We start from the raw sequence: 24,994 nt of genomic DNA on the forward strand, positions 1-24,994 counted from the left end.
CCCCGGCCCGACCTGGACCCTCGCGACGTCACCGCCGTGCTGGACACCGTGCTCGACTTCACCCGCGAGGAGCTGGAGCGCGCCGGCGTGAACGTGGTGCGCGACTTCGCCCTGGATACCCCGCACGTGCTCGCAGACGAGGGCCAGCTGCGGCAGGTCTTCCTCAACCTGCTGCGCAACAGCCGCGAGGCCATGCCCTCCGGCGGCCGCCTCACCATCATCACCCGTCCTGCGGAGGACGCCGTGGAAGTCACGGTGAGGGATACCGGACAGGGCATGACGGAGGAGGCCCGCCAGCACCTCTTCGAGCCCTTCTTCACCACCAAGGAGGGAGGCACTGGCCTGGGCCTGGCCGTCAGTCAGCAAATCCTCCAGGCGCACGGTGGCTCGCTCTCCTGCCAGAGTATTCCCGGCCAGGGGACGGCCTTCGTGTTAAGGCTTCCTCGCGCATGAGCTTCGCTACGTACCGGGACGTGCTGCCCTCCGGGCTGCGCGTCGTCACTGTCGAGACGCCCCACCTCCACACCGCCCTGCTCGCCGTCTACGTGCGGACGGGCAGCCGTCACGAGACGCTCCTCAGCAATGGCGTCAGCCACTACCTGGAGCACCTCTTCTTCCGAGGCAGCGAAGGCTGGCCGGACACGGTGAAGATGAACGCGGCCGTGGAGGAGGTCGGCGGCAACCTCAACGGCGTCACCACCCGGGACCACGGGTACTACTACACGCCCATCCACCCCGCGCACCTGCGCGTGGGCCTGGACATCATCGGCGACATGCTCACCCGCCCCCGCCTCACCGACATGGAGGTGGAGCGGCAGATCATCCTCGAGGAGATGCTCGACGAGGTGGACGAGAAGGGCCGGGACATCGACCTGGACAACCTGTCCAAGCACCTGCTCTTCCCCGGTCACCCGCTGGCCCTGAAGATCGCCGGGACGCGTGAGTCCGTCACCCGCCTGATGCACCCGCAAATCCTGGAGCACTTCGCCCAGCACTACGTCGCGGGGAACATCGTCGTCACCGCCGCCGGCCGGGTGAAGCACTCGGAGGTCCTGGAGATGACCGAGCGCGCCTTCGCCCGCCTCCCACGCGGCCCGTCCAGCGTGGAGGCGCCGCCGCCCCTCACGCCCGCGGGCCCCCGCCTGCACTTCGTCAGCCATGACGAGTCGCAGACGGAGTTCCGCCTCAACTTCCGCGGCGTCCCCGAGCAGCACGAGGACTACCCCGCGCTGCAGATCATCCGCCGCGTGCTGGATGACGGCCTGTCCTCGCGGCTGCCCTACGAAATCGTGGAGAAGCGCGGGCTGGCGTACTCCGTGAGCGCGTCGCTGGACGGCTACCACGACGCGGGGCTCCTCGAGATTGAAGCCGCCAGCGCCCCGGAGAAGGCCGCGACGGTCATCACCGAGGCCTTCCGCGTGCTGTCCACGCTCTGTGAGCACGAGGTGGGTGAAGAGGAGCTGGCGCGCGCCAAGCGCCGGCACCGCATGCTGCTGGAGTTCTCCCAGGACTCGCCGGGCGAGCTGGCCGGCTGGTTCGGCGGCACGGAGCTGTTCCGCACGCCGGAGTCGTTCGGCCACCGCGCCGACCTGGTGGACTCGCAGTCCGCCGCCCGCGTGCGTGAGGTGGCCCGGCGCTACTTCAACCGGGAGAACCTCACGGTGGTGGCGGTGGGCCAGCGCAAGGGCCTCAAGGCCCTGGAGCGCGTGGTGGCGGAGGCCCCCGGCCTTCCCGCGCCGGAGGCCGCGCCGCTGGCGGTGGTCAGCGGCGGCCGCGGATGATGACCGGGCCCGAGGACTTCTTCTTGGGCTTCGGCAGCAGCGCCTTCAGCGCCTTCTGGGTGCGGCGGTAGCCCGGGTTCTCCGGCTCCCGCTTCAGGGCCTCGTCGATGAGCTCGAGGCCCCGCGTCACCTTCGTCTGCATCCGCGCGTAGAGGGCGGCGAGCTGGGCCTTCTCCTCGAGGGTGGCCTCGCTCATGCTCAGCAGCAGCTCCAGCGACGTCTCCGCGTCCGTGACGCGGTCCGCCTTCAGGTGGATGCGCCACATCCGGGCGTGCACGGGCGCGAAGCGGGGCTCCGCGGACAGCGCGAAGCGGTAGGCCTCCTCCGCGCCGCGGTGGTCCCCTTGCTCCTCCAGGGAGCGCCCGCGCACGTACTGTGCCCGGGCCAGCCGGGGGTTGAGCTGGAGCGCCTGGTCCACCAGGGCCTGCGCATCCGCGCGGCGGCCCTGCACGCGCACCGTCTCCGCCAGCCACGCCAGCGCGTCGGCGTTCTGCGGCTGCGCCTCCACCAGCTTGCGCAGGGCCTCCTCCGCGTCCGCGGCCCGGCCCTGGGCCAGCAGCACCCGCGCGCGCAGCGTCACCACCTCCGGCCGCTCCGCGTCAGCCCCCTTCACGGCGTTCAGGTCGGACTCCGCCAGGTCCGGGAAGCCGCTGACCAGGAAGTAGCGCGCGCGCAAGAGCCGCGCGGAGGCCAGCGCCGGGTCCTGGTTGAGGAGCCGGTCCATGAGGTTGGCGGCCAGGAGCTCGTCGCCCTTGAGCCAGAGCACCTCGGCCTCGACGGACTTGGCCTCGGCGTCGTCGGGGTTCTCCCGCAGGAGGTTCTCCAGCGTCTTGAAGGCGGCATCAATCTGCCCCTCGCGCGCCTGGATACGGGCCAGCCGCAGGACGTCCGCGTCCGGCAGGTTGCCCGCGTCGCGCATGGTGATGAGCGCCGCGAGCGCGTCCTGGGTGAGGCCCTGCTGGAGGTAGATGTCGGCCAGCTGGCGCTGGATGGTGGGGTCCGAGCCCGGCGACATGGAGGCCGCCTGCTTCAGCGCCAGGATGGCGGCACCCTCGTTGCCCGCCATGCGGTGGGCCTGCGCCATGAGCAGGTGCGGCTCCGGACTGTCGGGCGCCGCGGTGGCGGCCCTGCGCAGTGCGGTGAGCGCGGCGTTGGCCTGTCCGCTGGACAGGTGGCCGCGGGCTTCAGTCAATGCGACCTGAGCCCGCCTGGCCTGGTTCTCCGCGGCGGCAACCTCCGGCTCTTTGCAAGCAAGCAGCGGAAGGAGCGCCAGGGTCCACGGTCTGATTCGAAAATGACGGTGCATCGCTGAGGCCCAGGGTACCGGATGTTATCCTCCTTCGTCGATGGACCCATTCGTTCGGCGCCTCGTGGAGAGGCTCCATGACCCCAGCAAGCCGCTGTCGCGAAACCGGCACTTCCACACGTTCGAGACCCCCGAGGGGCGAGCGGCGCTGAAGGTGGTCCGGAGGCTGCGCAGCCTCCAGAAGGACATCCTCGCGTGCCACGCGGAGGGCTTCCGCGCGCGCATCTTCCGCCACGCGACTGGGAGGGGCGAACACCGCATCGAGCTCCTCATGGAACGCCTCTCCGGCCGCCGCGTCTCCATGCTCCAGTCCGACGAATTCGAGCTGCTCGCCGCGCTGCCCGGCGTGCGTGACGCGCTGGAAGTGTTCGACGAGGCGGCGTAGGCCCGCGGAGCGGCTACTCCGGAGGTCCGCGCCGGGGCGGCGGCGCGTCCTTCATCCGTTCGTATTCCTCGTCCGTGAAGACGCGGCTGCGGGTGAGGAAGCGCACGCCCAGCGGAGCCTCCACGCTGAAGCCCGCGCCCCGCCCCTTCACCACGTCCAGGGTGAGGTGGGTGTGCTGCCAGTACTCGAACTGCGCGCCGCCGATGTAGACGGGGCAGCCCTCCACCTCGCCCAGGAAGACGTCTCGCTGGCCCACGCGGAAGTCCCCCACGGGGTAGCACATGGGCGCGCTGCCGTCGCAGCAGCCGCCCGACTGATGGAACATCAAGGGCCCGTGCGTGGCGCGGAGCTGGCGGATGACGGCGGCGGCCTCGGGCGTCACATCCACCCGAGCCACCGCCGTGGCGCCGTCCTGTCCGCCCGTGCCGGGGCCGGCACCGGCGTCACTCATCAGAAGAAGCCCATGGCCTTGGGGCTGTAGCTGACCAGCAGGTTCTTCGTCTGCTGGTAGTGGTCCAGCATCTTCCGGTGGTTCTCCCGCCCGATGCCGGACTGCTTGTAGCCGCCGAACGCCGCGTGCGCGGGGTAGATGTGGTAGCAGTTGGTCCACACGCGGCCCGCCTCGATGGCGCGCCCCGCGCGGTAGGCGGTGTTCCCGTCGCGCGTCCACACGCCGGCGCCCAGGCCGTACAGCGTGTCGTTGGCCTGGCGGATGGCGTCGTCGAAGTCCTTGAAGGTCGCCACGCTCACCACGGGGCCGAAGATCTCCTCCTGGAAGACGCGCATGCGGTTGTGGCCCTGGAACACGGTGGGCGCCACGTAGTAGCCGTCCTTCAGGTCGCCGGACAGCGCCACGCGCTCGCCGCCGATGAGGACCTTGGCGCCCTCCTTCTTGCCGATGTCGATGTAGCTGAGGATCTTCTCCAACTGGTCATTGGACGCCTGGGCGCCGACCTTGGTGTCGGTGTCCAGCGGGTTGCCCGGCGTCACCTTGCGGACGCGGTCGAGCGCCTTCTCCATGAACTGGCTGTAGATGCGCTCGCTGATGAGGGAGCGCGACGGGCAGGTGCAGACCTCGCCCTGGTTGAGCGCGAACATGGCGAAGCCCTCCAACGACTTGTCGAAGAAGTCGTCGTCCTTCGCCATCACATCCTCGAAGAAGATGTTGGGGCTCTTGCCGCCCAGCTCCAGCGTGACGGGGATGAGGTTCTCACTGGCGTACTGCATGATGAGCCGGCCCGTGCTCGTCTCGCCGGTGAAGGCCACCTTGGCGATGCGCGGGCTGCTGGCCAGCGGCTTGCCCGCCTCCACGCCGAAGCCGTTGACGACGTTGAGCACCCCTTCGGGCAGCAGGTCCTGGATGAGCTCGGTCCACAGCAGGATGCTGGAGGGCGTCTGCTCCGCGGGCTTGAGGACCACGCAGTTGCCCGCCGCCAGCGCCGGGGCCAGCTTCCAGGCCGCCATCAGCAGCGGGAAGTTCCAGGGGATGATTTGCCCCACGACGCCCAGCGGCTCGTGGAAGTGATAGGCGACGGTGTCGGGGTCCAGCTCGCTCACGCCGCCTTCCTGCGCGCGGATACACCCGGCGAAGTAGCGGAAGTGGTCGATGGCCAGCGGGATGTCCGCGGCCAGCGTCTCACGCACGGGCTTGCCGTTGTCCCACGTCTCGGCGACCGCGAGCAGCTCCAGGTTCTGCTCCATCCGGTCGGCGATCTTGTTGAGGATGTTCGCTCGGACGGTCGGCGAGGTGCGGCCCCAGGAGAGCCGGGCCGCGTGGGCCGCATCCAGCGCCTTTTCGATGTCTTCGGCCGTGGAGCGTGCCACTTCACAGAAGGGCTTGCCCGTCACGGGGCTGATGTTCTCGAAGTACTGGCCGCGCGTGGGCTCGACCCAACGCCCGCCAATGAAGTTCTGGTAGCGAGGCTTGAACTGCACCTTGGAGCCGGGCTGATTGGGGGCGGCGTAGATCACTGCGCTCTCCTTGGGTGGTTTGGTAGACGGGACACCCCAGAGCAGCGCGCGTGCCAGTGCCCGCGTCCGTCGACGTCGCGGCGCGTCGTGTCCCGCTCCGCGACACCTGTCCGGACACGCATGGCGCGGAGCGCGACAGGTCCGTCGCGCGATGGACACCGTCCTCCAGTGAACGCTCAGGCGCGGGAGGGCAGCGTGATGCCGAAGCGCTCCGCCATCCGGTAGAGCGTGCTTCGTGCGATGCCCAGCCGCCGGGCGGCCTGCGCCACGTTGCCGCCACTGAGCGCCAAGGCCTCTTGGATGGCGCGGGCCTCCAGCTCGCGCAGCGGGCCGGCGGCGGCACCCGCGGCGGGCTGGCGCGGCGCACTGGGAGCGAGCGGCGAGGTGGTCAGGGGCGCTACCTGCCCCCCGGGCGAGTGCGGGCTGCCCAGGCCTGGCGGCAGGGCGTCCACGTCCAGCACGGAGGCGCCGCCCGCACGCACCAACGACAACCGCAGCACCGTCTTCAGCTCACGCACGTTGCCGGGCCAGGGGTGGGCGGCGAGCCGGGTGAGCGCGGCGGCGGAGAGACCTGGCGTGGCCAGGCCTTCTTCTGCCGCCAGGCGCTTGAGGAGTGCGTGGGCCAGCTCAGGCAGGTCGGTGCGCTCGCGCAGTGGTGGCAGCCGCAACACCGCGCCCTGGAGGCGGAAGTAGAGGTCGGAGCGAAACGTGCCGCTGCGCACGGCCGCGTCCAGGTCCCTGCAGGTGGCGCCCACCAGGCGGAAGCGCGAGCGCCGCACGCGGGACTCGCCCACGCGCGAATAGGCACCGTCCTCCAGCACCCGCAGCAGCAACACCTGGAGCGCGGGCGGCATCTCCGCCAGCTCGTCGAGGAAGAGTGTTCCACCGTCCGCCGCCGCCAGCTTTCCCTCCGCGCCGCCGACACGCGCGCCGGTGAAGGCGCCGGGCGCATGGCCGAACAGCTCACTCTCCAGCAACGCGGGCGACAGCGCGCCGCAGTTCACCGCCACGAAGGGCCCCGTGGCGACCGTGCTGGCCGCGTGCAGCGCGCGGGCGAGGAGCTCCTTGCCCGTGCCTGTCTCCGACAGCAGGAGCACCGGCAGGCTCGTCGGCGCGAAGCGCTCCGCTTCTCGCAGCGTGGCGCGGTGCTGCGGGTCGCTCCCCTTGAGCGCCGCCCACGGTCCATGTGGCGCGACCGTGTCCGCCCCCCACGGCTCCCGGGACAGTGCACGCGGCGCACGGCCCACGGATGAAGGCTCCGCCACAGCCGGGCGTGAATCCGCGCTCCCGGGCGTCATGCCCTGGGGCTCACCACCAGACGGCGACGCTTCTCGCGGCGCGCGCAGGGACTGGCCCCCCGCGGACTCCAGCCGCACCAGCACCGCGAGCGCCGAGCTCCCATCCTCCGTCCCCACCGCCTCCGCGTGGATGCGCCAGACCGGGCCCTGCGAAGGAAGACGCGCCTCCAGCGCCACGCCTCGCAACGCCGCATCCGTGAGCACCCGCCACGAGACCCCCAGCGCCGCCTCCACGCCCACGGGCCCCTGCTCACCGAGCAACGCGCGCGCGGTAGCGTTGCAGCGGCTCACGCGCCCCATGGGCTCGACGACGAGCACCGGGCCATCCTCACGCGACAGGCGCGACTCCAGCCCACCCCGCGCAACCGCGGCCACCCGGGCCCAGGCGACTTCGCGAAGCCGCGCCTCGGCGGCATGGGCCACGCTGGCCACCGCCACCAGCACCAGCGGATCCGCCGCGCCAGCCGGCCCCGTGACGTCCAGCACGGCCACCAGCTCCCCAAAGGGGTCATGGACCGGCGCCGCGTAGCAGACGAGCCCATGGTGCCGCTGCGCGTAGTGCGCCGGCCCCACCACCGCGACGGCGGAGGACTCCGCCAGGGCAGTGCCAATGGCGTTCGTCCCGCGAGACGTCTCATCCCAGCAGGCCCCCTCCACCAGGCGCACGTAGTCCGCGTGGTGGGTGAAGTCCCCGCCAGAGCTGCGCGTCGCCAGGATGACGCCCTCGCGGTCCGCGAGCAGCGCCACCCGACCTGACGGAAGGGGCGCCGCCGACAACAGCTCCAGCATGCCGCCCAGCTCGTGCCACACCGGCTCCAGCCGGGCCCGGCGCTCGATGAGCGCCAGACTGCCCACGCTGGGACCTTCGTCCGGCTGCCCGGTGCTCGGGGCGCCCAGCAGACGCGAGCGCTGCCAGCGGGGGAGGATGGAGCGCAACTCCGGGCGCAGCCCCGCCTCCCCGTCGAGCGCACCCACGAGGAACTGCTCCCACAGGAGCGGTGATGCGCTGAGCGTCAGCGTCCCCAAGGACCCGGAATCTTGGTTGAATCCCGCGGGGGACAACAACCTGGGAACGCCGCAATGTTCCTGTCCCAACCTGACGCAGTGCGCCATGCGACTCGGGAGGCCCCCTCCCCCACCTTAGGCGTCCGGGGCCGGGACCTCGCCTGACACGTCATTGACGCGTCCGGGGCGGCGCGACACACGCGCTGACACGTCAACCGCCCGCGTCCGGACCCAACCCACTTCACAGGTCCCTCTCACACACCTCTGAGGTCCCCCCCCGCGACAAACGTGGCGCGTTGTGTGCAAACCATTCTCTGTCTCAAGTATGGCGGACGCCCGCGTGCGCTTTTCCGGCGACACGTTGAGGGGGAGAAACTCTTGTCTTCACATCCGTATCACCCATGGCTTGGAGGGCTGGCCGTCCTCTGGGCGGTCACGGCCCAGGCCCAGGCGCAGCGCATCCCCGGCATCGAGCTGGAGCGGCTGCAACTCAACCCCGGTGCACGCGACAGCCTGGTGCTGTCCACCGGCGACCTCATGTCCCGCGGCGAGTACCGCCTCGGCTTCACCGGACACTATGAGAAGGAGCCCTTGGTGCTCGTCTCCGGTGGAGCGCGGCAAGGCGTCATCGTCTCCAATCGCGTGACGGTCCACCTCAGCGGTGCCTACGCCATCACCGACTGGCTGGAGCTCGGCGCGCAGGTGCCCATCGTGTCCCAGTGGGGACCGGACACCGCGGCGTTGGGCGTCGCCACGCCCTCCACGAGCGCGCTGGGCACGCCGTGGGTCCAGGCGCGCGCGGGAATCCTCTCCGAGCAGCGCGGCGGGCTGATGGATTTGGGCCTGCACCTCGGCGCGGCCCTGCCCATTGGCAGCACGGAGACGCTCACCCGGGACCAGGGCTTCGTCTTCTCGCCTCGGCTCGGCCTGGGCAAGCAGCTGGGCGGCACGTGGCGCGTGGGCGCCGACCTGGGCGCGCTGGTGCGGACCCAGACGTATGCGCTGTCCCCCAACACGCAGCCGCACCTCGACGAGCTGGGCACGGAGCTGAACGGCGGCGTCAACCTGTCCGCCGGCCTGCTGGGCTTCCGCCAGGAGCTGGTGGTGCGCGGCACCCTGCCCGTCGCGGATGCGCCAGAGTCGATGGAGGTGCTGCTGGGCGTGCGCGTCCCCATGCCCGCGGGCACGGAGCTCTACGCCATGGGTGGCCCTGGCTTCGGCAGCACGCCGGGCACGCCGTCATTCCGGGTGCTCGCCGGCCTCAACTTCGGCGTCCCCTCCTCCACGCCCAACGCCTGTGTGGAGGGTCAACCCCATGACCCCGCCCGCTGTCCGGACTTCGACCTGGACGGTGACGGCATCAAGAACGCCGCCGACCGCTGCCCCACCGACGAGGGCCTGTCGGAGCTGTATGGCTGCCCGGACGGGGACGACGACGGCGACGGCCTGCCCAACCTGGCCGACCGCTGCCCGAAGGAGGCGGAGAACTTCAACGGCTTCGAGGACCACGACGGCTGCCCGGATGACCCGGACACCGACGGGGACGGCCTCTCCGACGCCAAGGATACGTGCCCCGACCAGGCCGAGGACAAGGACGGCTTCCAGGACGAGGACGGCTGTCCCGACCCGGACAACGACAACGACGGCGTGCTCGACACCGCCGACCGCTGCCCCAACGAGGCCGGCCCCAAGGAGAACCGCGGCTGCCCCGACAAGGACACCGATGGTGACGGCCTCGTCGACCGGCTGGACAACTGCCCCACCGAGCCCGGCCCGGCGAAGAACCACGGCTGCAAGGAGAAGCAGCTCGCGCAGATTGGAGAGAACCGCATCCAGCTGCTCGAGGCCGTCTACTTCGAGAACAACAAGGACGTCATCATCGCGCGCAGCAACAAGCTGCTCGACACGGTGGCCAACATCCTCATCGCCCACCCGGAAGTGGAGAAGGTGCGCGTCGAGGGCCACACCGACAACCGCGGCAACGCTGACTACAACCTGGACCTGTCCCAGCGCCGCGCCGACGCCGTCGTGCACTACCTGGTGAGCAAGGGCGTGGCTCGGGAGCGGCTGGAGTCCAAGGGCTTCGGTCCGTCCCAGCCCATCGCCGACAACGACACCACCCAGGGCCGCGCGAAGAACCGTCGCGTGGAGTTCAAGATCGTCGGCGACGCAGAGGGCGTGCAGACGCAACAGGGCGAGCCCTCTCCCGACACCCACTGAGAACCGAGGCAGACATCCCCATGAAAACGCGTGTCCTCTTCAAGACGGCGGCGCTCTGTCTCGCGCTGCTCTCATCCCTGACCGGCTGTGACTCGGGCGGCGCCCGCACAGCCCCGGCCCCCACCGAGCCCGTGCTCGTGAGCCGGTCCGCCTCCCTCGTCGGAGACGGCCAGCTCGAGCCCGGCGAGGAGTGTGACGACGGCAACACCACCAGCGGCGACGGCTGCTCCGCCACCGGCACCCTCGAGGCAGGCTACCTGTGCCACGTGCCCGGGCGTCCCTGCTCGCTGGCGAGCCTGTGCGGCGACAGCGTCGTCGACTCCGGCGAGGCCTGCGACAGCGACGGCTCCGACTGCACGGCGACCTGCGACCTGTCCCTGTGTGGCAACGGCGTGTTCGACAACCGCGCCCACCCGTCCTACGCGCAGGAGGTCTGCGACGACGGCAACCGCTTCGAGGGCGACGGCTGCAGCCGCCTGTGCGAGGTGGAGTCTGGCTTCGCCTGCGCCGGCAGCCCCAGCCGCTGCGTGCGCGCGGGCGTGACGGTCTTCAACACCGGCGTGGACGAGAACAACCGCCGGCTGGAGGTCGGCCCGGATCCGCACTGGTTCTACACGGGCACCACCACGGGCGCGGCCACCGGTTCGCGGTCCGCCAACGACTGGCCCCAGGAAATCCAGACGGCCCGCTTCATGGCGGCGCCGCTGGGCGCGCCTGTCTGCGTGTACCAGGACTTCATGGTGCCCTCGACGACCAACGTCTCGCAGTTCCGTCTGCGGCTGGCCACCTTCAACGACAACCAGTTCGACAGCGCGCGGGTGAACGGGCAGGACTTCACGCCCACCGTCGTCAACGAGCCGGCGGGCCAGCCCTGGCAGAAGAACATCTTCCGCGAGTTCGGCGCCAACGCGCCGTGGCGCGCGGGCCTCAACCGCATCGAGCTCTGCAACGAGAACGCCGCCACCGAACCCAACGCCTTCCGCTACCTGTTCGTGGACGCGTACGACGACCGCTGCGGCGACGGCGCCGTGTCCCTGCGCGAGGAGTGTGACGACGGCAACACCGCCAACGGTGACGGCTGCTCCGCCTCCTGCGGCATCGAGCCGGGCTACGGCTGCACCGGCCAGCCCAGCGCCTGCGCCCAGACGTGTGGCAACGGCACGCTGAACCCGGGGGAGCAGTGCGACGACGGCAACGCCACGGTGGGCGACGGCTGCAACGCGAGCTGCCGCGTGGAGTCCGGCTACGCCTGCCCCACCCCGGGCCAGGCCTGCTTGATGACTTGCGGCGACGGCGACATCGACCCGGGCGAGCAGTGCGATGACGGCAACGCCTACGACTCGGACGGTTGCTCCTCGGCGTGCCGCATCGAGCGCGGCTACGAGTGCCAGGGCGCTCCGTCCACCTGCGCGCCCCTGTGCGGCAATGGTCGGATGGACGCGGGTGAGCTGTGCGACGACGGCAACACCACCTTGGGTGATGGCTGCTCCAACGCCTGCACCCTGGAGCTGGGCTACGCCTGCCCCGCCCCGGGCCAGGCCTGCGTGCTCACCTGCGGCAACGGCGACGTGGACCCGGGCGAGCAGTGCGACGACGGCAACCTGGACCCGCAGGACGGCTGCGGCACCGAGTGCCGCGTGGAGGATGGCTACGCCTGCAGCACGCCCTCCACCGGCCCGTCCGTCTGCGTCGCCAGCTGCGGCAACGGCACCCTGGACGTGAACGAGACGTGCGACGACGGCAACGACACCAACGGCGACGGCTGCTCGACGGCCTGCCGCGTGGAGACGGGCTACACGTGCAGCGGCGCGCCCAGCACCTGCGCCACCCTCTGCGGCGACGGCATCCGCGCGGGCGCCGAGGCGTGTGACGACGGCAACACCACGGCGGGCGACGGCTGCAACACCACCTGCTCGGTGGAGCCGGGCTGGAGCTGCCCTGGCGCTGGCAACCAGTGCTTCTTCACCTGCGGCAATGGCACGGTGGACAGCGGCGAGGCGTGCGACGACGGCAACTTCGACAGCGGCGACGGCTGCAGCGGAAGCTGCCGCGTGGAGGATGGCTATTCGTGCAGCGGCGCGCCCAGCGCCTGCGCCACCACCTGTGGCGATGGCGTCCGCGCCGGCGCCGAGGTGTGTGACGACGGCAACCTGAACAACGGTGACGGCTGCTCCTCGCGCTGCCTCCTGGAGGACGGCCAGCCCTGCAATGCGTCTGGCGTCTGCGAAGGCGGCATCTGCAACCCCACCACCAACACCTGCACCAGCCCCAACGCCTGCGGCAACGGCGTCCTCGACGAGGGGGAGCTCTGCGATGACAGCAACACCACGGCGGGCGACGGCTGCTCGGCCACCTGCGCCATCGAGGACGGGTTCGGCTGCACCGGCATCCCGTCGGTGTGCGCCATGACGTGCGGTGACGGCATCCAGGCGGACAGCGAGGCCTGCGATGACGGCAACACGGCCAACGGGGACGGCTGCTCCGCCTCGTGCACCGTGGAGAGCGGCGCCGCGTGCCAGACGGCGGACGTCAGCGTGTTCATCACCCGACAGGGCAACGCGAGTTGCACGCAGGTGTCGGACATCGACGCCCCCGTGCTGCCTGACGCGGCCATCCAGGCCGGGCTGGGCGTGCCGGGCCGCTACCGCATCCGGTACGTGGCCGGCGCGGTGAGCTACTCGGGTGGCGCCAACTGGTACCCCGGCATCATCGGCGTCAACGCCAACGCGGGCACCCAGGTCCAGGGCTTCTCGCTGGGCCGCACACCGACTGGTGGTCCGGGGTCGGCCACGCGCGCCGAGGCCATGCCCCTGGGCTTCCCCCTGTCCCGCGACTTCACGGCGGCCACGGGCGACGTGCGCGTCGCGCTGGTCGACACCGACTGCGACCTGGCCAACAACTCCGACACGGCGGTGACGTTCCGCGTGGACGCGCTTTCCATCTGCCAGACGGCCCCTGTCGTCACGCCCCCGACGCCGGGCGGCACCGCCGGTGAGGAGTTGGAGGGCACCGCCACGCCGGGCGCCACCGTGGACGTGTACCTGGACGGCGACCCCGCCCCGGTGTGCACGGTCGTCGCCGACGCGGAGGGGAACTGGAGCTGCATGCTGCCGCCGGACCTGGAGGAAGGGCCGCACACCGCCGTCGTCACCTCCACCTTCCCGGGCGCGCCGCAGACGGCCACGACGGTGGACTTCATCATCGACGACTCGCCGTCCGCGCCTCCGGTCATCACCGGCCCCGCGCCGGACGCGGTGCTGGACACGCAGACGCCCGTGCTGAGCGGCACGGCGACGCCGGGAGACGAGGTGACGGTGTACGAGGGCGGCGCCGTCCTCTGCACCGCCACGGCCGATGCGGCGGGGAACTGGAGCTGCACGCCCACCACGCCCCTGGCCGAAGGCCCGCACACGGTGACGGCCACCGGCACGCCTCCGGGTGGCAGCCCTGGCCCCACCTCCACGCCCGTCACCTTCACCATCACCCTGTCCACGACGGAGCCGCCGGTCATCACCGGGCCCGCCGACGGCGCGGTGCTCAACACGTCGACGCCGCCCCTGAGCGGCACGTCCGCGCCGGGCACGGTGGTGACGGTGTACGAGGGCGACACGGTGCTCTGCACCACCACCACCAACGACGTGGGCGCGTGGAGCTGCACGCCGAGCCAGCCGTTGGAGGAGGGCCCGCACACGGTGACGGCCACCGCCACCGACAACGGGGGCCGCACCAGCGAGCCCTCCGCGCCCAGCGAGTTCAGCATCGACACCCAGGAGCCCGACACGTTCCTCCCGCGCACGCCGCCCTCGCGCGGCGGCGACCGGACGGCGACCTTCGAGTACGACGCCTCCGAGGACGACGTCACGTACGCGTGCAGCTTGAACGGGGGCCCCTTCGAGCCCTGCCGGGACAGCTATGACGTGGGCGAGGGCCAGCACACCCTGCGCGTGCGGGCCACGGACCGCGCGGGCAACGTGGACAGCACGCCCGCGGCGTTCTCGTGGACGGTGGAGCTCACCCGGGCCTTCGCCGGTGGTGGCTGCAGCACGGCTCCCGCCGCGTCCTGGCTGGCGCTCCTCGGCCTGCTTGGCCTTCGCCGGAGGAAGCGAAGTTAAGGGCTGACCGCGACACCTTTCCGTCGGGAGGTCCACATCTCCCTCAGAGGCCCCCCCGCCGGCCTCGTGGACCTCCCGGCGGATTTTCCCCCCGCCACGCGCCAGCCCATATGCTGGGGCCGTGCACGCGGCGGGGCGATTGAGTGAGACGTACGAGGAGGAGCTCCTCCTCGCGATGGACGAAGGGCTGCTCTCCGGCGAGGAGGTGGCGGTCCTGCGTGAGGAGGCGCTCCGCCTGCGGCGCGGCCCCCTGGAGCTGCTGCGGGAGCGAGGCCGGCTGTCGGAAGACTCCCTGGTGGCGCTGCGTGGCGAGCTCGCCTCCGAGAGCACGGACCCGGGCGCCGGCCGTCCGCTCGAGGCCGCCACGCTGACGCCCGACACCCCGGGCGTGGCCCCGCCCTCCGCCGTGGAGCCGGACGGGCCCACCTTCCCGGTGCCGGACTGGGACCGCTACCAGCCCGTGCGCTTCCTGGGCCAGGGTGGCATGGGCCGGGTGTTCCTGGCGTATGACCCGATGCTCCGCCGCAACGTGGCGCTGAAGTTCGTGCGCGGGGACGACCCGGAGCTGGCCCGGCGATTCCTCTCCGAGGCCCGCGCGCAGGCCCGCGTCCGGCACGAACGGGTGTGTGAGGTGTACGAGGTTGGCGAGGTGCGCGGCCGGGGCTACATCGCCATGCGCTTCGTGGACGGCCAGCCGCTGGGACAACTGGCGCGCTCGCTCACGCTGGAGCAGAAGGTGCTGGTGCTGCGCCAGGCCGCCGAGGGCGTGCACGCCGCCCACGGCGCGGGCCTCATCCACCGCGACATCAAGCCCGGCAACATCCTGGTGGAGCGCACCGAGGACGGCGGGCTGGCCCCCTTCGTCATGGACTTCGGTCTGGCGCGCGACTGGCGCGAGGAAGGCGCCGCGCCCAACGCCGTCCAGGGCACCCCGCACTACATGGCCCCGGAGCAGGCGCGCGGCGAGGTGTCCCGCCTGGACCGGCGCGCGGACATCTACGCGCTGGGCGCCACGCTCTACTCGCTCCTCACCGGACGGCCGCCCTTCACCGGCGCCACCGAGGCGGAGGTCATCACCCGGCTCCAGCACGAGGAGCCGGCCCCGCCGCGCGCGCTCGACGCGGACATCCCGTCGGACCTGGAGGCCATCGTCCTCAAGTGCCTGGAGAAGCAGCGGCCCGCCCGCTACGACTCGGCGCGGGCGCTGGCGGAGGACCTGGAGCGGTTCCTCGAAGGCGAGCCCGTCCTCGCGCGCCAGGGCCTGGGCTACCGCTTGCGCCGCAAGGCCCGCAAGCACCGGGTGGCGCTGACGCTGGGCACCGCGGCCCTGACGGTGGTGTTGCTGGCGCTCATCCAGGCGGGCATCGCCCGCGGCGAGGTGGCCGAGCGCGAGCGCCTCACGCGCCGCTTCACCGAGCGGGTGGAGCGCATCGAGGCCTCGGCGCGCTACTCCGCCCTGTCCCGCCTGCACGACACCCGCGAGGACCGGCGCGAGCTGCGCGCCAGCATGGCCACGCTGGAGGCCGAGGTGCGCGAGGCGGGCCCCCACGCGCTGGGCCCCGGCCAGTACGCCCTGGGCCGCGCGTCGCTCGTGCTGGATGAGCGGGACGCCGCGCGCAGGCGCCTGGAGGCCGCGTGGGCCCAGGGCTACCGCGAGCCCCGGGTGGCCTGGGCGCTGGCGCAGGTGCTGGGGGACCTCTACCAGGAGCGGCTGCTGCTGGACGTGGAGCGCCGCAGCCCCGAGCAGCGCGAGGTCCGCCGCAAGGAGCTGGAGCAGCGCTACCGCGACCCCGCCCTGGCCTACCTGCGCCAGGCCGAAGGCCCCGACGTCCCCGTCCCGCCGCTGTACGTGAAGGCGCTGTTCGCCTTCTACGAGGGCCGCCATGAAGAGGCCCTGGCCCACCTGGAGGCCATGGGCCGCGCGCAGCCCTGGTTCTACGAAGCGCCCCTGCTGCAAGGCGACGTGCTGCTGGCGCGGGCCACGCAGCGCTGGCACCAGGGCGACAAGGCGGGCTCGCAGGAGGACCTGGACGCGGGCCGCCGCGCCTACGCCGCCGCCGTCGCCACCGCGGAGAGCCAGCCGACGGGCCACTACGTCCTGGCGCGCCTGGAGCTGGCCGCGCTGGTGATGGAGCTGTACGGCGAAGGCAACGTGCTGCCCCACTACGAGCGCGGCGTGGAGGCGGCGACCCGCGCGCTCACCGCCGCGCCGGACCACCACCGCTCGCTCGTCGTCCTCTCCCGCCTGCACCGCCGGCTCGCGGAGCAGCGCGCCGGACAGGGACGCGAGGACGCCGAGCCGCTGCTGGAGAAGTCCATCCGCGCCGCGCGCGAGGCCCTGGCCCTGGCGCCGCCCAGCGACCGCGTCGCGTTGGAGCTGGCCATCACCCACCGCCTGTGGGCCCGCTACCGCCAGGAGCGCGGGCAGGACCCGGGCGAGCAGCTCCGCCTGTCCATCGAGGCCTTCGAGCGCCTGCGCCCCGAGGAGCGCGACTATGCCTTCCACGCCAACCTGGGCCTGACCTACCAGGTGTGGGCGGACGCGGAGGCCGAGCGCGGCGTGGACCCGCTGGAGCACCAGGGCAAGGCGATTGACGCGTACCTCGCCGCCATCCGCGTGCGGGAGGGCCAGGCGGACGCGTGGATCAACCTGGGCAACGCCCTGCGCCGCCGGGCCTCCAATCCACGCGCCGCCGACGCCGCGGGGGATTTGACGCGGGCCCGCGACGCGCTGGCGAAGGCGCTGGCCCTCAACCCCGGCAACGTCGTGGCGTGCTTCCGCGGCGCGGAGATTTCCGAGCAGCTGGCGCGCTGGCGCTGGAGCCACGGCGAGCCCCACGAAGCCGACCTGGCGCAGGCGCTGGCGCTGTTCCGCCAGGGCCTGGGCATCAACGCGAAGCTCCCCCCGCTGCACAACGGGCTGGGCGCGGCGCTGCTGTGGCAGGCCGAGCAGCGCTGGGAGGAAGGCGGCGACACCGAGCCCTTGCTCCAGCAGGCCCAGGCGGCCTTCGAGGATGCCCGGGCGCTGGCGCCCAGGCAGGTCTACGCCCACAACAACCTGGGTGAGGTGTGGACGCGGCGAGCCACCTTCCAGGCCGCGCGCGGGGAGGACCCGCGCTCCAGCGGCCGTGCCGCCGTGGAGGCCTACCGGCAGGCGCTCGCGCTCCAGGAGGGAGACGCCGACCTCTGGGCCAACCTGGGGCGCATCCAGACGCTGCTGGCCACCTGGAGCCTGGAGAGCGGCGGAGAGCCACGCCAGGCGCTGGCCCGGGCCGAGGAGTCACTGACGCGCGCCACCTCGCTGAACTCACGCATGGGCCACACCTGGCGCAACACGGGCGAGGTCCGGGCCCTCAAGGCCCGCTGGCTGGCGCGGAGGAACACCGCACGGGAGATGGACTTCGAAGCCGCGGCCGAGGCGTTCCAGCAGGCCCTGTCACTGGAGCCCCGGCGCCACGACTACCGGCTGGCGGCCGCGCGCTTCCAGCTCACCTGGGCCGAGTGGCGGCAACGCGCTGGCGCGGATCCGGGGCCCTTGCTGTCGCGAGGCCTGACGCTCGTTGACGAGGTCTTGAAGGCCCGTCCCGGCTGGGCCCGTGCCCTGGCGCTTCGTGGCGGCGTGCTGACGGCCATGGCGGACACGCCCGCCGCCCTGGCACAGCGACAGGCGTGGCGCACCGAAGGCCAGGAGGCGTTGCGGCAGGCACTGGTCCGCAATCCCCTGCTGGAGCACGAATGGAGGAGCCGGCTCGTCGCGGCTCGCGAGCCACTGGCCGGCCCTCCAACGCCGTGAAGCGGACGGGGGATTAGAGCTCCGGCGGGTCCGTCGTCACGTCGAGGTTGCCGTTCTTCGTCTCCAGCTCGCTGCCCAGGCGCGACGACCCGGATGAGGGCGAGACATCCACCGTGAACGAATACGTGCCGACCGCGGCCGACTCAGAGACCGCATCGTCCTTCGTCTCCTTCAGGCTGGAGGAGTTATCCAAGGAGATCGACGCCGTGTCGTCGAGGCACGCGGGGGGCTGCACGACCGCGCTGGTGACACCACTCGACGTGTCGATCCAGAAGCGGACGGTATCCCCGTGCCGGACCTTGTTGTTGGGGATGTAGCTCAGGTTCCCCGACTTCTTGATGACAACGGTGACGATGGCCATGGGCCGTGGCTCCTGTGCCCCACTGGGGCGGGTGATGAACTGCTGTCGTGGCTGAAATGCAGGCACCGTACCAAACAGGTCGGGCACGAGGCGCGCTCGAAGAAACGCATCAGGTGACGTCTTCCGGAAGCACCTGGACGCGTCAACCGAACCCACCAGGTTCGAGTTGACGTGTCAGCCAGCACTACCCACCACTGAGGCCCAGCTCCCGCACCCGCCGCTGGAGCGCGCGCCGGGAGACCTCCAGCCGCTGCACCATCCGGTCGAGGTCGCCCTCGCACTCGTGGAAGCAGCGGGTGATTTCCTCCGGGCTCAAGTCCCGCGCGGTCCGCAGCAGCGAGCTCTTGTCGATGAGGACGTAGACGGACGGCCGGGGAATGCCCAGCCAGTCCGCGGTGGCCTTGAGGTCCCAGGAGCACGCGCGGAGGGCCTCCAGCAGCTCCTGCTCGCCCACGTCCGCGGGCTTGCGCCGCGGGGCCTTGGCGCCGTCCCCCGCCTCGTCTCCCGTGCGCACGGTCAACGGCCGTCCGGGGACGGGCTGCGCGTCCGCGTCCAGCACCTGCTCCAGCCGCGCATCGGCGCGCAGCCCTGGCGTGCCCCGGCTGCCGATGACGAGCTGCCGGGTGACGTTGCGCAGCTGGCGGATGTTGCCGGACCACGCATGGCGCACCAGCCGGACGGCCAGGGCCGCGGGCAGCCAGGGCTCGGCGCGCGCGTCCGAGGTCGTCAGCTGACCGCCCTCCCCCATGACCTCCAGCTCCTGGCGAGCGAAGTGGTGGAAGAGCAGGCCAATGTCCTCACGGCGCTCACGCAGCGGAGGCACCAGGATTTCGAAGCCGGCCAGCCGGTGCAGCAGCGGGGCCTTGAAGGTGCGCTCCTGGATGCGGGCCTCCAGGTGCGCGTCCGTGGCGGAGACCAGCCGGACGTCGACGGGCACCGGCGTATGGCCGCCCACCGGATAGATTTCACCCGTCTCCAGCACGCGCAGCAGCGCGGCCTGCACCTCGGGCGGCGCCTCGCCGACCTCATCCAGGAAGAGCGTGCCGCCCTCGGCGGCGCGGAAGTAGCCTTCCCTGTCCCGGCTGGCGCCCGTATAGGCCCCGCGCTGCGCGCCGAAGAGCTCCGCGGCGACCAGCTCCTTGGCGAGCGCCCCCAGGTTGACGCTGACGAAGGGCCCGGCGCGGCGGGGGCCACTGGCGTGGATGGCGCGCGCCACCAGCTCCTTGCCCGTGCCCGTCTCGCCGCGGATGAGCACCGGCACGGACAGGTCGGCCACCCGGATGATGTCCTCGCGCACGCGGTGGCTGCCCTCGCCGTGGCCGACGATGCCCAGGTCCAGCACGCCCGGCTGACGGAAGGACGAGGCCAGGTGGAGCAGCAGCACCACGCGGTCCGCCAGCACCAGCGGCACCCCGGCGGACAGCTCCTCCCGGGAGAACTCCCGGCCGCCCTGGACGGGCTCGTTCGCCACGCGCACCTGGGTGCCGTCCTCCGGCACCAGCATCCGGAGGCCGCCTCGCGGGCCGGGCTCGAACTCCACGGGCTTGCGGCTGAGGAAGGGGTCTCCCAACGGCAGGGCCATGAGCCCCCCGGGCCGGGAGAAGTCCGGCGCGTTGCGAGACAGGGCCGCCGTACGCCCCTGGGACGCGAGCACCTCCAGGAGCAGCCGCTCGCCGATGCGCTGCGGCTGGGGATGGGACACAATCGTCAGGGCGGGCACGGAGAGCGCCACCGGGCTCTGCCCGGCCTGTGCGCGGCCCGCGGTGGTCGACATGTCTGCGGCGAGTTTCTGCTGCATGGGGATTCGTGTGAGTCCTGGGATACCCGCTGAGCCTACACCTCCGGACGCCCGAGCGCTGGGTTCATCCACCGGGGAAACGACGTGAGAATCCCGTGGGTTGGGGGACTTCGCATCCACGCCCCAGGGACGCCCGCGCCCTGTCCGCCGCTCCCCCCGATGCGCATGGCGCCTCACCTGACAGGTCCTTTCCTGTCGTCCATCTCAGTGGACGCTTAAAAAGGTTCTCTCCCGTAGCGGCGGGGCTCGCACCGAGGTGATTCGTGGACGAAGGGCTCCTGCAGTTCCTCCGGAATGACTACGTGGTGATCGGCGGCGTCGCCGTGGTGGCGCTCCTCGCGTACTTCGGCTTCATCCACTTCCTCGTCCACGCCGAAGCGAAGAACGCCCGCCTCCGGCACACGGGCCTCGCCGCGGAGGCCACCATCGTCACCGTGACGCACACGGCGCTGAGCTACGAAGGGAGCTCCTTCTACCTGCTCGAGCTGGACGTGAAGATTCCCTTCAATGGCCCGTACCCGGTGCGGCTCTTGAGCCGGACGCATGATTGGAACATCGGCTACGTGAAGCGCGGCCTGCAGCTCGAAGTGCGCGTCGATCCGGACGACCCCCAGCGAATCGCCGTCGTGGGGCCCCTCAAATCGTGGAACGAGTGAGCTTCCGCGCCGCCGCGGCCTCGCGCTACACGATGGACGCGGCGGCCCGCTGCACCTGGGGCACGCCGGGCAGCGTCGGCGCCGGGTTGAGCGCCTGGACCAGCAGTGAGCGCAGCGCGTCCGCCAGGTCATCCGCCGCGCCCAGGGCCCCCGCGGGAGCCCCCTGCAGCGCCGCGGGGACCTCCGCGCCCACCACCACCACCGGCATCCGGACCTCCCAGGCCAGGTAGTGCGCGAGCCGCACCGAGGGCTCGGCCACGTCCATCAGCAGCGCGCCCATGGCGCCCGCCGTGAAGGGACGCCACAGCGGACGCGCCGCCTCCGCCGGGGGCAGCACGCAGAAGTCCAGGCGCAGCACCTCGCTGAGCACCAGGCGCCCCAGCGTGCCGAAGCCACTCTTCACGGCGGAGGGCTCGGCGGACAGCGCCTCCATGCCGGGCATGCGGGAGAGGATGCGCCGGGCGGCGCTCGCGCCACTGCCGCACACGAAGATCTTCGCGGTGGCCACCTTCGCCGGGGCCCGCGTGCGGAGAATCCGGCCGCGCAGCGCGTGGACCTCCGCCGCGCCCAGCAGCTCACCGGACGCCGCCTCCACGCCGTCCCCGTCCGCGGCCCTCGCCACGCCCCGCTGCATGAGCGTGGAGAGGACGTTGAGCACCTCCAAATCCGTGGCCGGCGCCAGGTCCAGCACCTCGCCCAGGGCGCGTGGCTGGCGGAGCAGGTCCACCACCTGCTGCGTCACCGGGTGCTGGTCTCCCTGCAGGTCCGCGTCCGGCGCCAGCATCAGCCGCGTGTGGCGCGGCGGCAGGCCGGGCATCAGCCGGTTCACCTCGTCCGACTGGCGCATGCCCTCCAGCAGCGAGTCATCCATGCCGCGGTTGATGCGCGGGCGCGCCGTGTTCCCTCCGGGAGAGAAGGTGAACGTCCCATCCACCCACGCGAGCAGGCGGAACAGGGCCTTCTCCCCTTCCACGCGCCCCAGCTTCGCGTTCACCGGGCGGCCTTCGACGACGGAAATCTCACCCCGGTCGTTGCCGCGCTCCAGCGTCAGCCGGCCGCTGCGCCGGTTCATGCCCAACAGCTGCATCAAGTCCGGGATGCTGAGCTGGCTCAGCGAGCCTTCGATCTCCTGCTGCTCGCTCTTGAGGTCCTTCGCCGCCTCGCTGCGCCGGAAGATGTGCTCGATGCGGCTGAGCACCTCGTCCAGGTTGAAGGGCTTGCGCAGGTAGCCGTCCCGCAGGCCGCGCAGCCGGTCCGACTCGAAGCTCGAGGTGGTGAGCACCACCGGGATGTCCTCGGTGCGCGGGTTGGTGCGCAGAATCTGGATGAAGGTGCGCGCGTCCAGCAGCCGGCAGCCCTCGTCGAACAGCGTGAGGTCCGGGTGGCGCAGCACGGCCACCTCCAGCGCCCGCGAGCCATCCGGCGCGTAGTGCACCTGATAGCCCTTGGTGCGCAGCGCGCGTGACAGCGCGCGCACGGACTCGAGGTCGGGGTCGGCGATGAGGATCTTCCGGACCGGGGCCACGGTGGCGCTCCGCTTCGTATCAGTAGGGCTGCAGGTCGTATTCGGCCTGCAGCTTGGAGATGAGCCCGTCCACCACCGCGGTGTCCGAGGTGTGGAATCCCCACGTCGCGCCGTGGCCCCGCCGCTGGATGAGCGCGTAGGCCGCGTTCTCGGAGAGCCAGAGGATGAACTCGTGCCGCGCGATGCGGTCGTCGCCCTCCAGGAACACGGGCGTCAGCGCGGGGTGTGACTCCAGGTCGACGCGGCGCCCCAGCAGGTAGATGCGCGACGACAGGTCGGGCGGCGCGGACTCCAGCCCGGCGGCGATGTTCAGGTCCGTGCGAATCTCCGGCCCGCCCACGTACAGCAGGCCCCGCGAGCCCGGGTCTCGCATCATCTCCCGGGCAATCTCCGCCTGGAGCTCGTCGAAGAGGACGTCGGACACCTTGCCCCGGCGGCTCGGCTCGGAGCGCTCGTCCACCGGCAGCCGGGGACTGTTCGGCGTGCCCAGCAGCAGGTCCACCTCGTCCCAGAAGGGCAGCCCGTCCAGCATCAGCCGGCGCTGCAACGACGCGCGCCGCTCGTCCATGCGGCGGCGGCAGCGGTGCACCAGCTCGTCGAAGTCCTCGCCGTCCTTGGGGAAGGTGCTGGCCCCGCCCACCAGCGCCAGCGGGAGGCGCTGGTCCACCTCCATGGCCTCGGGCTCCTCGCGCACGGCGGCCACCGCGCGGCGCACGAACATCAGCGCCCCGAAGAAGTCCGTCTCCGGCAGCAGCAGGTAGAACTCCTGGTCGCTCGCCTTCGCGATGACGTCCGAGTCGCGGATGATTTTACTGAGCGCCTTGATGATGCCGCGCACCGCCTTCTTCGCGTCCGCCGCGCCCTGGCGCACGCGCACCAGCGGCAGGTTGTCGATGGAGAAGGTCAGCAGGGAGAACGTCCGCCCGTAGCGCCGGGCCTTGTAGATCTCCTTGGACGCGTAGTCGGTGAAGTAGCTGAGGTTGTACGCCGCCGTCTCGCGGTCCCTCAGGCCCAGGCGCTGGAGCGCGAGCATCTTCCGGCCGTTCTTCAGGCCCACCGCCGCGAAGTCGCCCAGCACGCGTGCATCGCGCGTGTGCTCGGGCCGGAAGTCCCCCGACAGCGGGTCGGAGAGCTGCGCCAGGCCGACGACTTCCCCCGACGCCACCAGGGGCACGTACATCACCGCCGAGCGCTCGTCGCGGGCCATCCACGGCTGGGCCTCCCGCAGCCGCCCGGACAGCGGCCCCTCCGGGCTCATCTTCTCCGCGAGGAACTGCCGGTCCAGCAGCCCGCGGTAGGCGCGCAGCACCAGGTCACCCCGGTCGTCCACCACCCACAGCGCGGCGCTCTGCGCGTCGCAGATGGCCGCCAGCTCCGAGGTGAGCCGCTCCTGGAGCCACTCCAGGTCGGGATGGGACAGCAGCTCCAGGCAGCGCTGGTGCAGGTTGTGGAAGCGGGCGAACTCCAGGTTCTCGTCGCGAAGCTGCGTCCGCTCGCGGCGCAGGGACGCGCGCTCCAGGGCCCGGTCCACGGCCAGCAACATGTCGTTGGCGTCCACCGGCTTGGTGAGACAGTCCGCGGCGCCCGAGCGCAGCGCCACCTCCGAGCCCCGGATGTCGGTGCGCTGGCTGACGAGGATGACCTCCTGGTCGGGGTCCCGCTCGCGCAGGCGCGCGGTGAGGGCGAAGCCGTCCACGCCCGGCATCACCACATCGGTGATGACCAGGTCGAACGGTGTGCGGGCCGCCTCTTCGAGCGCGAGCGTTGCGTTCTCCACGGCCACCACGCGATGCCCGTTATGCGTGAGCAGGTCGCTGGCGAGCTGACGGAAGAACAGGTCGTCGTCGACGACGAGGATGGGTCCGGCCACGGCGCGTTCTGACCTGGGGGCGAGAGGAACGCGGGAGGTTACCGGCCCGAGGCAACCGCGACAACGCCCTCGAAGACGAAGGCCACCGGTCCACGGAGGCGGATGTCGGACAGGTCGGCGGGGACGCGGATGCGCAGGTCTCCCCCTGGGAGGGTGACGCGCAGCCAGGCGTCCGCCGGGAGCCGGTTGGCCAGCACGGCGGCCACGGCGGACGCGCAGGCGCCCGTCCCACAGGCCTGGGTGAGGCCGCAGCCTCGCTCCCAGACCACCACGGTGAGGCCGTCCGCGTCCACACGGACGAACTCCACGTTGGTCCGGTCCGGGAAGGACGGGTGCCGCTCCAGCAGGGGCCCCAGGCGCGAGGCGCTCTCCAGCGGCTGGTCCAGGAGGACCATGTGGGGGTTGCCCATGCTCACCGCATAGGCGCGCAGGGGCGGATGGCCCGGCACGACGGCATCCAGGAAGGGCTGGCCGGTGACGCCCGACGGCAGGTTGGGGGCGACCAGCCGGGCGGGGCCCATGGAGATGTCCACGGCCACCACGCCGCCTTCCCCATACGCGGGGTAGCAGGTGAGCACGCCCGCCCCGGTCTCCACGTCGAGGTGGTCCGGCGCCTGGCCCGAGTCGTCCACCAGGAACTTCACCGCGCAGCGCAGGCCGTTGCCGCACATCTCCGCGATGCTGCCGTCCGCGTTGTGCACGACCATCCGGGCGACGCCACGCTCGGAGGGCAGCAGCGCCAGCACGCCGTCCCCGCCGATGCCCAGGCGCCGGTCGCACATCCACCGCGACGTGGCGGCGTCGATGTCCTCGCCGGAGCCGCGCCGGTCCAGCACGACGAAGTCATTGCCCAGGCCCTGGTACTTGAAGATGCGCTCGCGAGCTTCCACGGGCGCAATCCTAGTCGCGAGCG

General features: G+C 71.8%; 16 protein-coding genes. 7 read left to right on the forward strand and 9 right to left on the reverse strand.

Features of this window, described 5'->3' with window-relative positions; all coding sequences use genetic code 11:
* Both HV826_RS30575 and HV826_RS30580 read left to right on the forward strand, forming a co-directional pair.
* The coding region (locus HV826_RS30575; protein ID WP_255217497.1) for a nitrogen regulation protein NR(II) at positions 1-453 on the forward strand (453 nt) is incomplete at its 5' end.
* A complete protein-coding gene (locus tag HV826_RS30580) occupies positions 450-1,781 on the forward strand; it encodes a pitrilysin family protein (RefSeq protein WP_176420595.1) in 1,332 nt (443 codons plus the stop codon). The genes HV826_RS30575 and HV826_RS30580, both read left to right, overlap by 4 nt.
* On the opposite strand, the gene HV826_RS30585 is transcribed toward HV826_RS30580, so the two are convergent.
* The gene (locus HV826_RS30585; RefSeq protein ID WP_176420596.1) at positions 1,762-3,087 is read right to left on the reverse strand and encodes a tetratricopeptide repeat protein; all 1,326 of its coding nucleotides are present in this window, start codon (positions 3,085-3,087) and stop codon (positions 1,762-1,764) included. The genes HV826_RS30580 and HV826_RS30585 overlap by 20 nt on opposite strands.
* A 40-nt stretch (positions 3,088-3,127) precedes the next feature.
* Between HV826_RS30585 and HV826_RS30590 the strand changes: the two genes are divergently transcribed.
* On the forward strand, positions 3,128-3,472 hold the full coding sequence (locus HV826_RS30590) for a hypothetical protein (RefSeq protein WP_176420597.1): 345 nt from the start codon (positions 3,128-3,130) through the stop codon (positions 3,470-3,472).
* A gap of 13 nt (positions 3,473-3,485) precedes the next feature.
* On the opposite strand, the gene HV826_RS30595 is transcribed toward HV826_RS30590, so the two are convergent.
* The 3 genes from HV826_RS30595 to HV826_RS30605 all read right to left on the reverse strand — a co-directional run bounded on the left by HV826_RS30595 (position 3,486) and on the right by HV826_RS30605 (position 7,767).
* Complete coding sequence (locus HV826_RS30595) at positions 3,486-3,923, reverse strand: DUF779 domain-containing protein (protein WP_176420598.1); 438 nt, start codon at positions 3,921-3,923, stop codon at positions 3,486-3,488.
* A complete protein-coding gene (adh, locus tag HV826_RS30600; RefSeq protein ID WP_176420599.1) occupies positions 3,923-5,443 on the reverse strand; it encodes an aldehyde dehydrogenase in 1,521 nt (506 codons plus the stop codon). Before adh ends, HV826_RS30595 begins: the two co-directional genes overlap by 1 nt.
* 176 nt (positions 5,444-5,619) lie before the next feature.
* Entirely contained in the window at positions 5,620-7,767 is a 2,148-nt protein-coding gene (locus tag HV826_RS30605; protein ID WP_176420600.1) for a sigma-54-dependent Fis family transcriptional regulator, read from the reverse strand.
* A 357-nt stretch (positions 7,768-8,124) separates the two neighbouring features.
* Here HV826_RS30605 and HV826_RS30610 point away from each other — a divergent pair, with 357 nt between their 5' ends.
* The 3 genes from HV826_RS30610 (at position 8,125) to HV826_RS30620 (ending at position 17,871) form a co-directional block, all read left to right on the forward strand.
* Positions 8,125-9,966, forward strand: a complete 1,842-nt coding sequence (locus tag HV826_RS30610; protein ID WP_176420601.1) for an OmpA family protein — start codon at positions 8,125-8,127, stop codon at positions 9,964-9,966.
* A 20-nt stretch (positions 9,967-9,986) separates the two neighbouring features.
* Positions 9,987-14,078, forward strand: coding sequence for a DUF4215 domain-containing protein (locus HV826_RS30615; protein WP_176420602.1), 4,092 nt, complete (start codon positions 9,987-9,989; stop codon positions 14,076-14,078).
* Positions 14,079-14,199: 121 nt separating this feature from the next.
* On the forward strand, positions 14,200-17,871 hold the full coding sequence (locus HV826_RS30620; RefSeq protein ID WP_176420603.1) for a protein kinase domain-containing protein: 3,672 nt from the start codon (positions 14,200-14,202) through the stop codon (positions 17,869-17,871).
* A gap of 13 nt (positions 17,872-17,884) precedes the next feature.
* Here HV826_RS30620 and HV826_RS30625 read toward each other — a convergent pair whose 3' ends face one another.
* On the reverse strand, positions 17,885-18,232 hold the full coding sequence (locus HV826_RS30625; protein WP_176420604.1) for a hypothetical protein: 348 nt from the start codon (positions 18,230-18,232) through the stop codon (positions 17,885-17,887).
* Positions 18,233-18,416: 184 nt separating this feature from the next.
* The gene (locus HV826_RS30630) at positions 18,417-20,030 is read right to left on the reverse strand and encodes a sigma 54-interacting transcriptional regulator (protein WP_176420605.1); all 1,614 of its coding nucleotides are present in this window, start codon (positions 20,028-20,030) and stop codon (positions 18,417-18,419) included.
* 263 nt (positions 20,031-20,293) lie between these two features.
* Here HV826_RS30630 and HV826_RS30635 point away from each other — a divergent pair, with 263 nt between their 5' ends.
* Positions 20,294-20,686: a hypothetical protein gene (locus HV826_RS30635; protein WP_176420606.1), complete on the forward strand. Its 393-nt coding sequence runs from the start codon at positions 20,294-20,296 to the stop codon at positions 20,684-20,686.
* Between the two features lie 25 nt (positions 20,687-20,711).
* Here HV826_RS30635 and HV826_RS30640 read toward each other — a convergent pair whose 3' ends face one another.
* From HV826_RS30640 to dapF, 3 genes are read right to left on the reverse strand one after another with little or no spacing between them, the layout of a single operon-like run.
* Positions 20,712-22,211 carry a DUF4388 domain-containing protein gene (locus HV826_RS30640; RefSeq protein ID WP_176420607.1) on the reverse strand — a complete coding sequence of 500 codons (1,500 nt, stop codon included), beginning with the start codon at positions 22,209-22,211 and terminating at the stop codon, positions 20,712-20,714.
* A 19-nt stretch (positions 22,212-22,230) separates the two neighbouring features.
* Positions 22,231-24,081, reverse strand: a complete 1,851-nt coding sequence (locus tag HV826_RS38160) for a response regulator (RefSeq protein WP_176412506.1) — start codon at positions 24,079-24,081, stop codon at positions 22,231-22,233.
* Positions 24,082-24,119: 38 nt separating this feature from the next.
* Positions 24,120-24,971: a diaminopimelate epimerase gene (dapF, locus tag HV826_RS30650; protein WP_176420608.1), complete on the reverse strand. Its 852-nt coding sequence runs from the start codon at positions 24,969-24,971 to the stop codon at positions 24,120-24,122.
* Positions 24,972-24,994: the final 23 nt, after the last annotated feature.

Source organism: Myxococcus sp. AM010 (genome assembly GCF_013372585.1).
Taxonomy (GTDB): Bacteria; Myxococcota; Myxococcia; order Myxococcales; family Myxococcaceae; genus Myxococcus; species Myxococcus vastator.

Coding starts and splice junctions, on each gene's coding strand:
- HV826_RS30580 (WP_176420595.1), top strand. CDS start 450: ATGAGCTTCGCTACGTACCGGGACGTGCTGCCCTCCGGGCTGCGCGTC.
- HV826_RS30585 (WP_176420596.1), bottom strand. CDS start 3,087: ATGCACCGTCATTTTCGAATCAGACCGTGGACCCTGGCGCTCCTTCCG.
- HV826_RS30590 (WP_176420597.1), top strand. CDS start 3,128: ATGGACCCATTCGTTCGGCGCCTCGTGGAGAGGCTCCATGACCCCAGC.
- HV826_RS30595 (WP_176420598.1), bottom strand. CDS start 3,923: ATGAGTGACGCCGGTGCCGGCCCCGGCACGGGCGGACAGGACGGCGCC.
- HV826_RS30615 (WP_176420602.1), top strand. CDS start 9,987: ATGAAAACGCGTGTCCTCTTCAAGACGGCGGCGCTCTGTCTCGCGCTG.
- HV826_RS30625 (WP_176420604.1), bottom strand. CDS start 18,232: ATGGCCATCGTCACCGTTGTCATCAAGAAGTCGGGGAACCTGAGCTAC.
- HV826_RS30630 (WP_176420605.1), bottom strand. CDS start 20,030: ATGCAGCAGAAACTCGCCGCAGACATGTCGACCACCGCGGGCCGCGCA.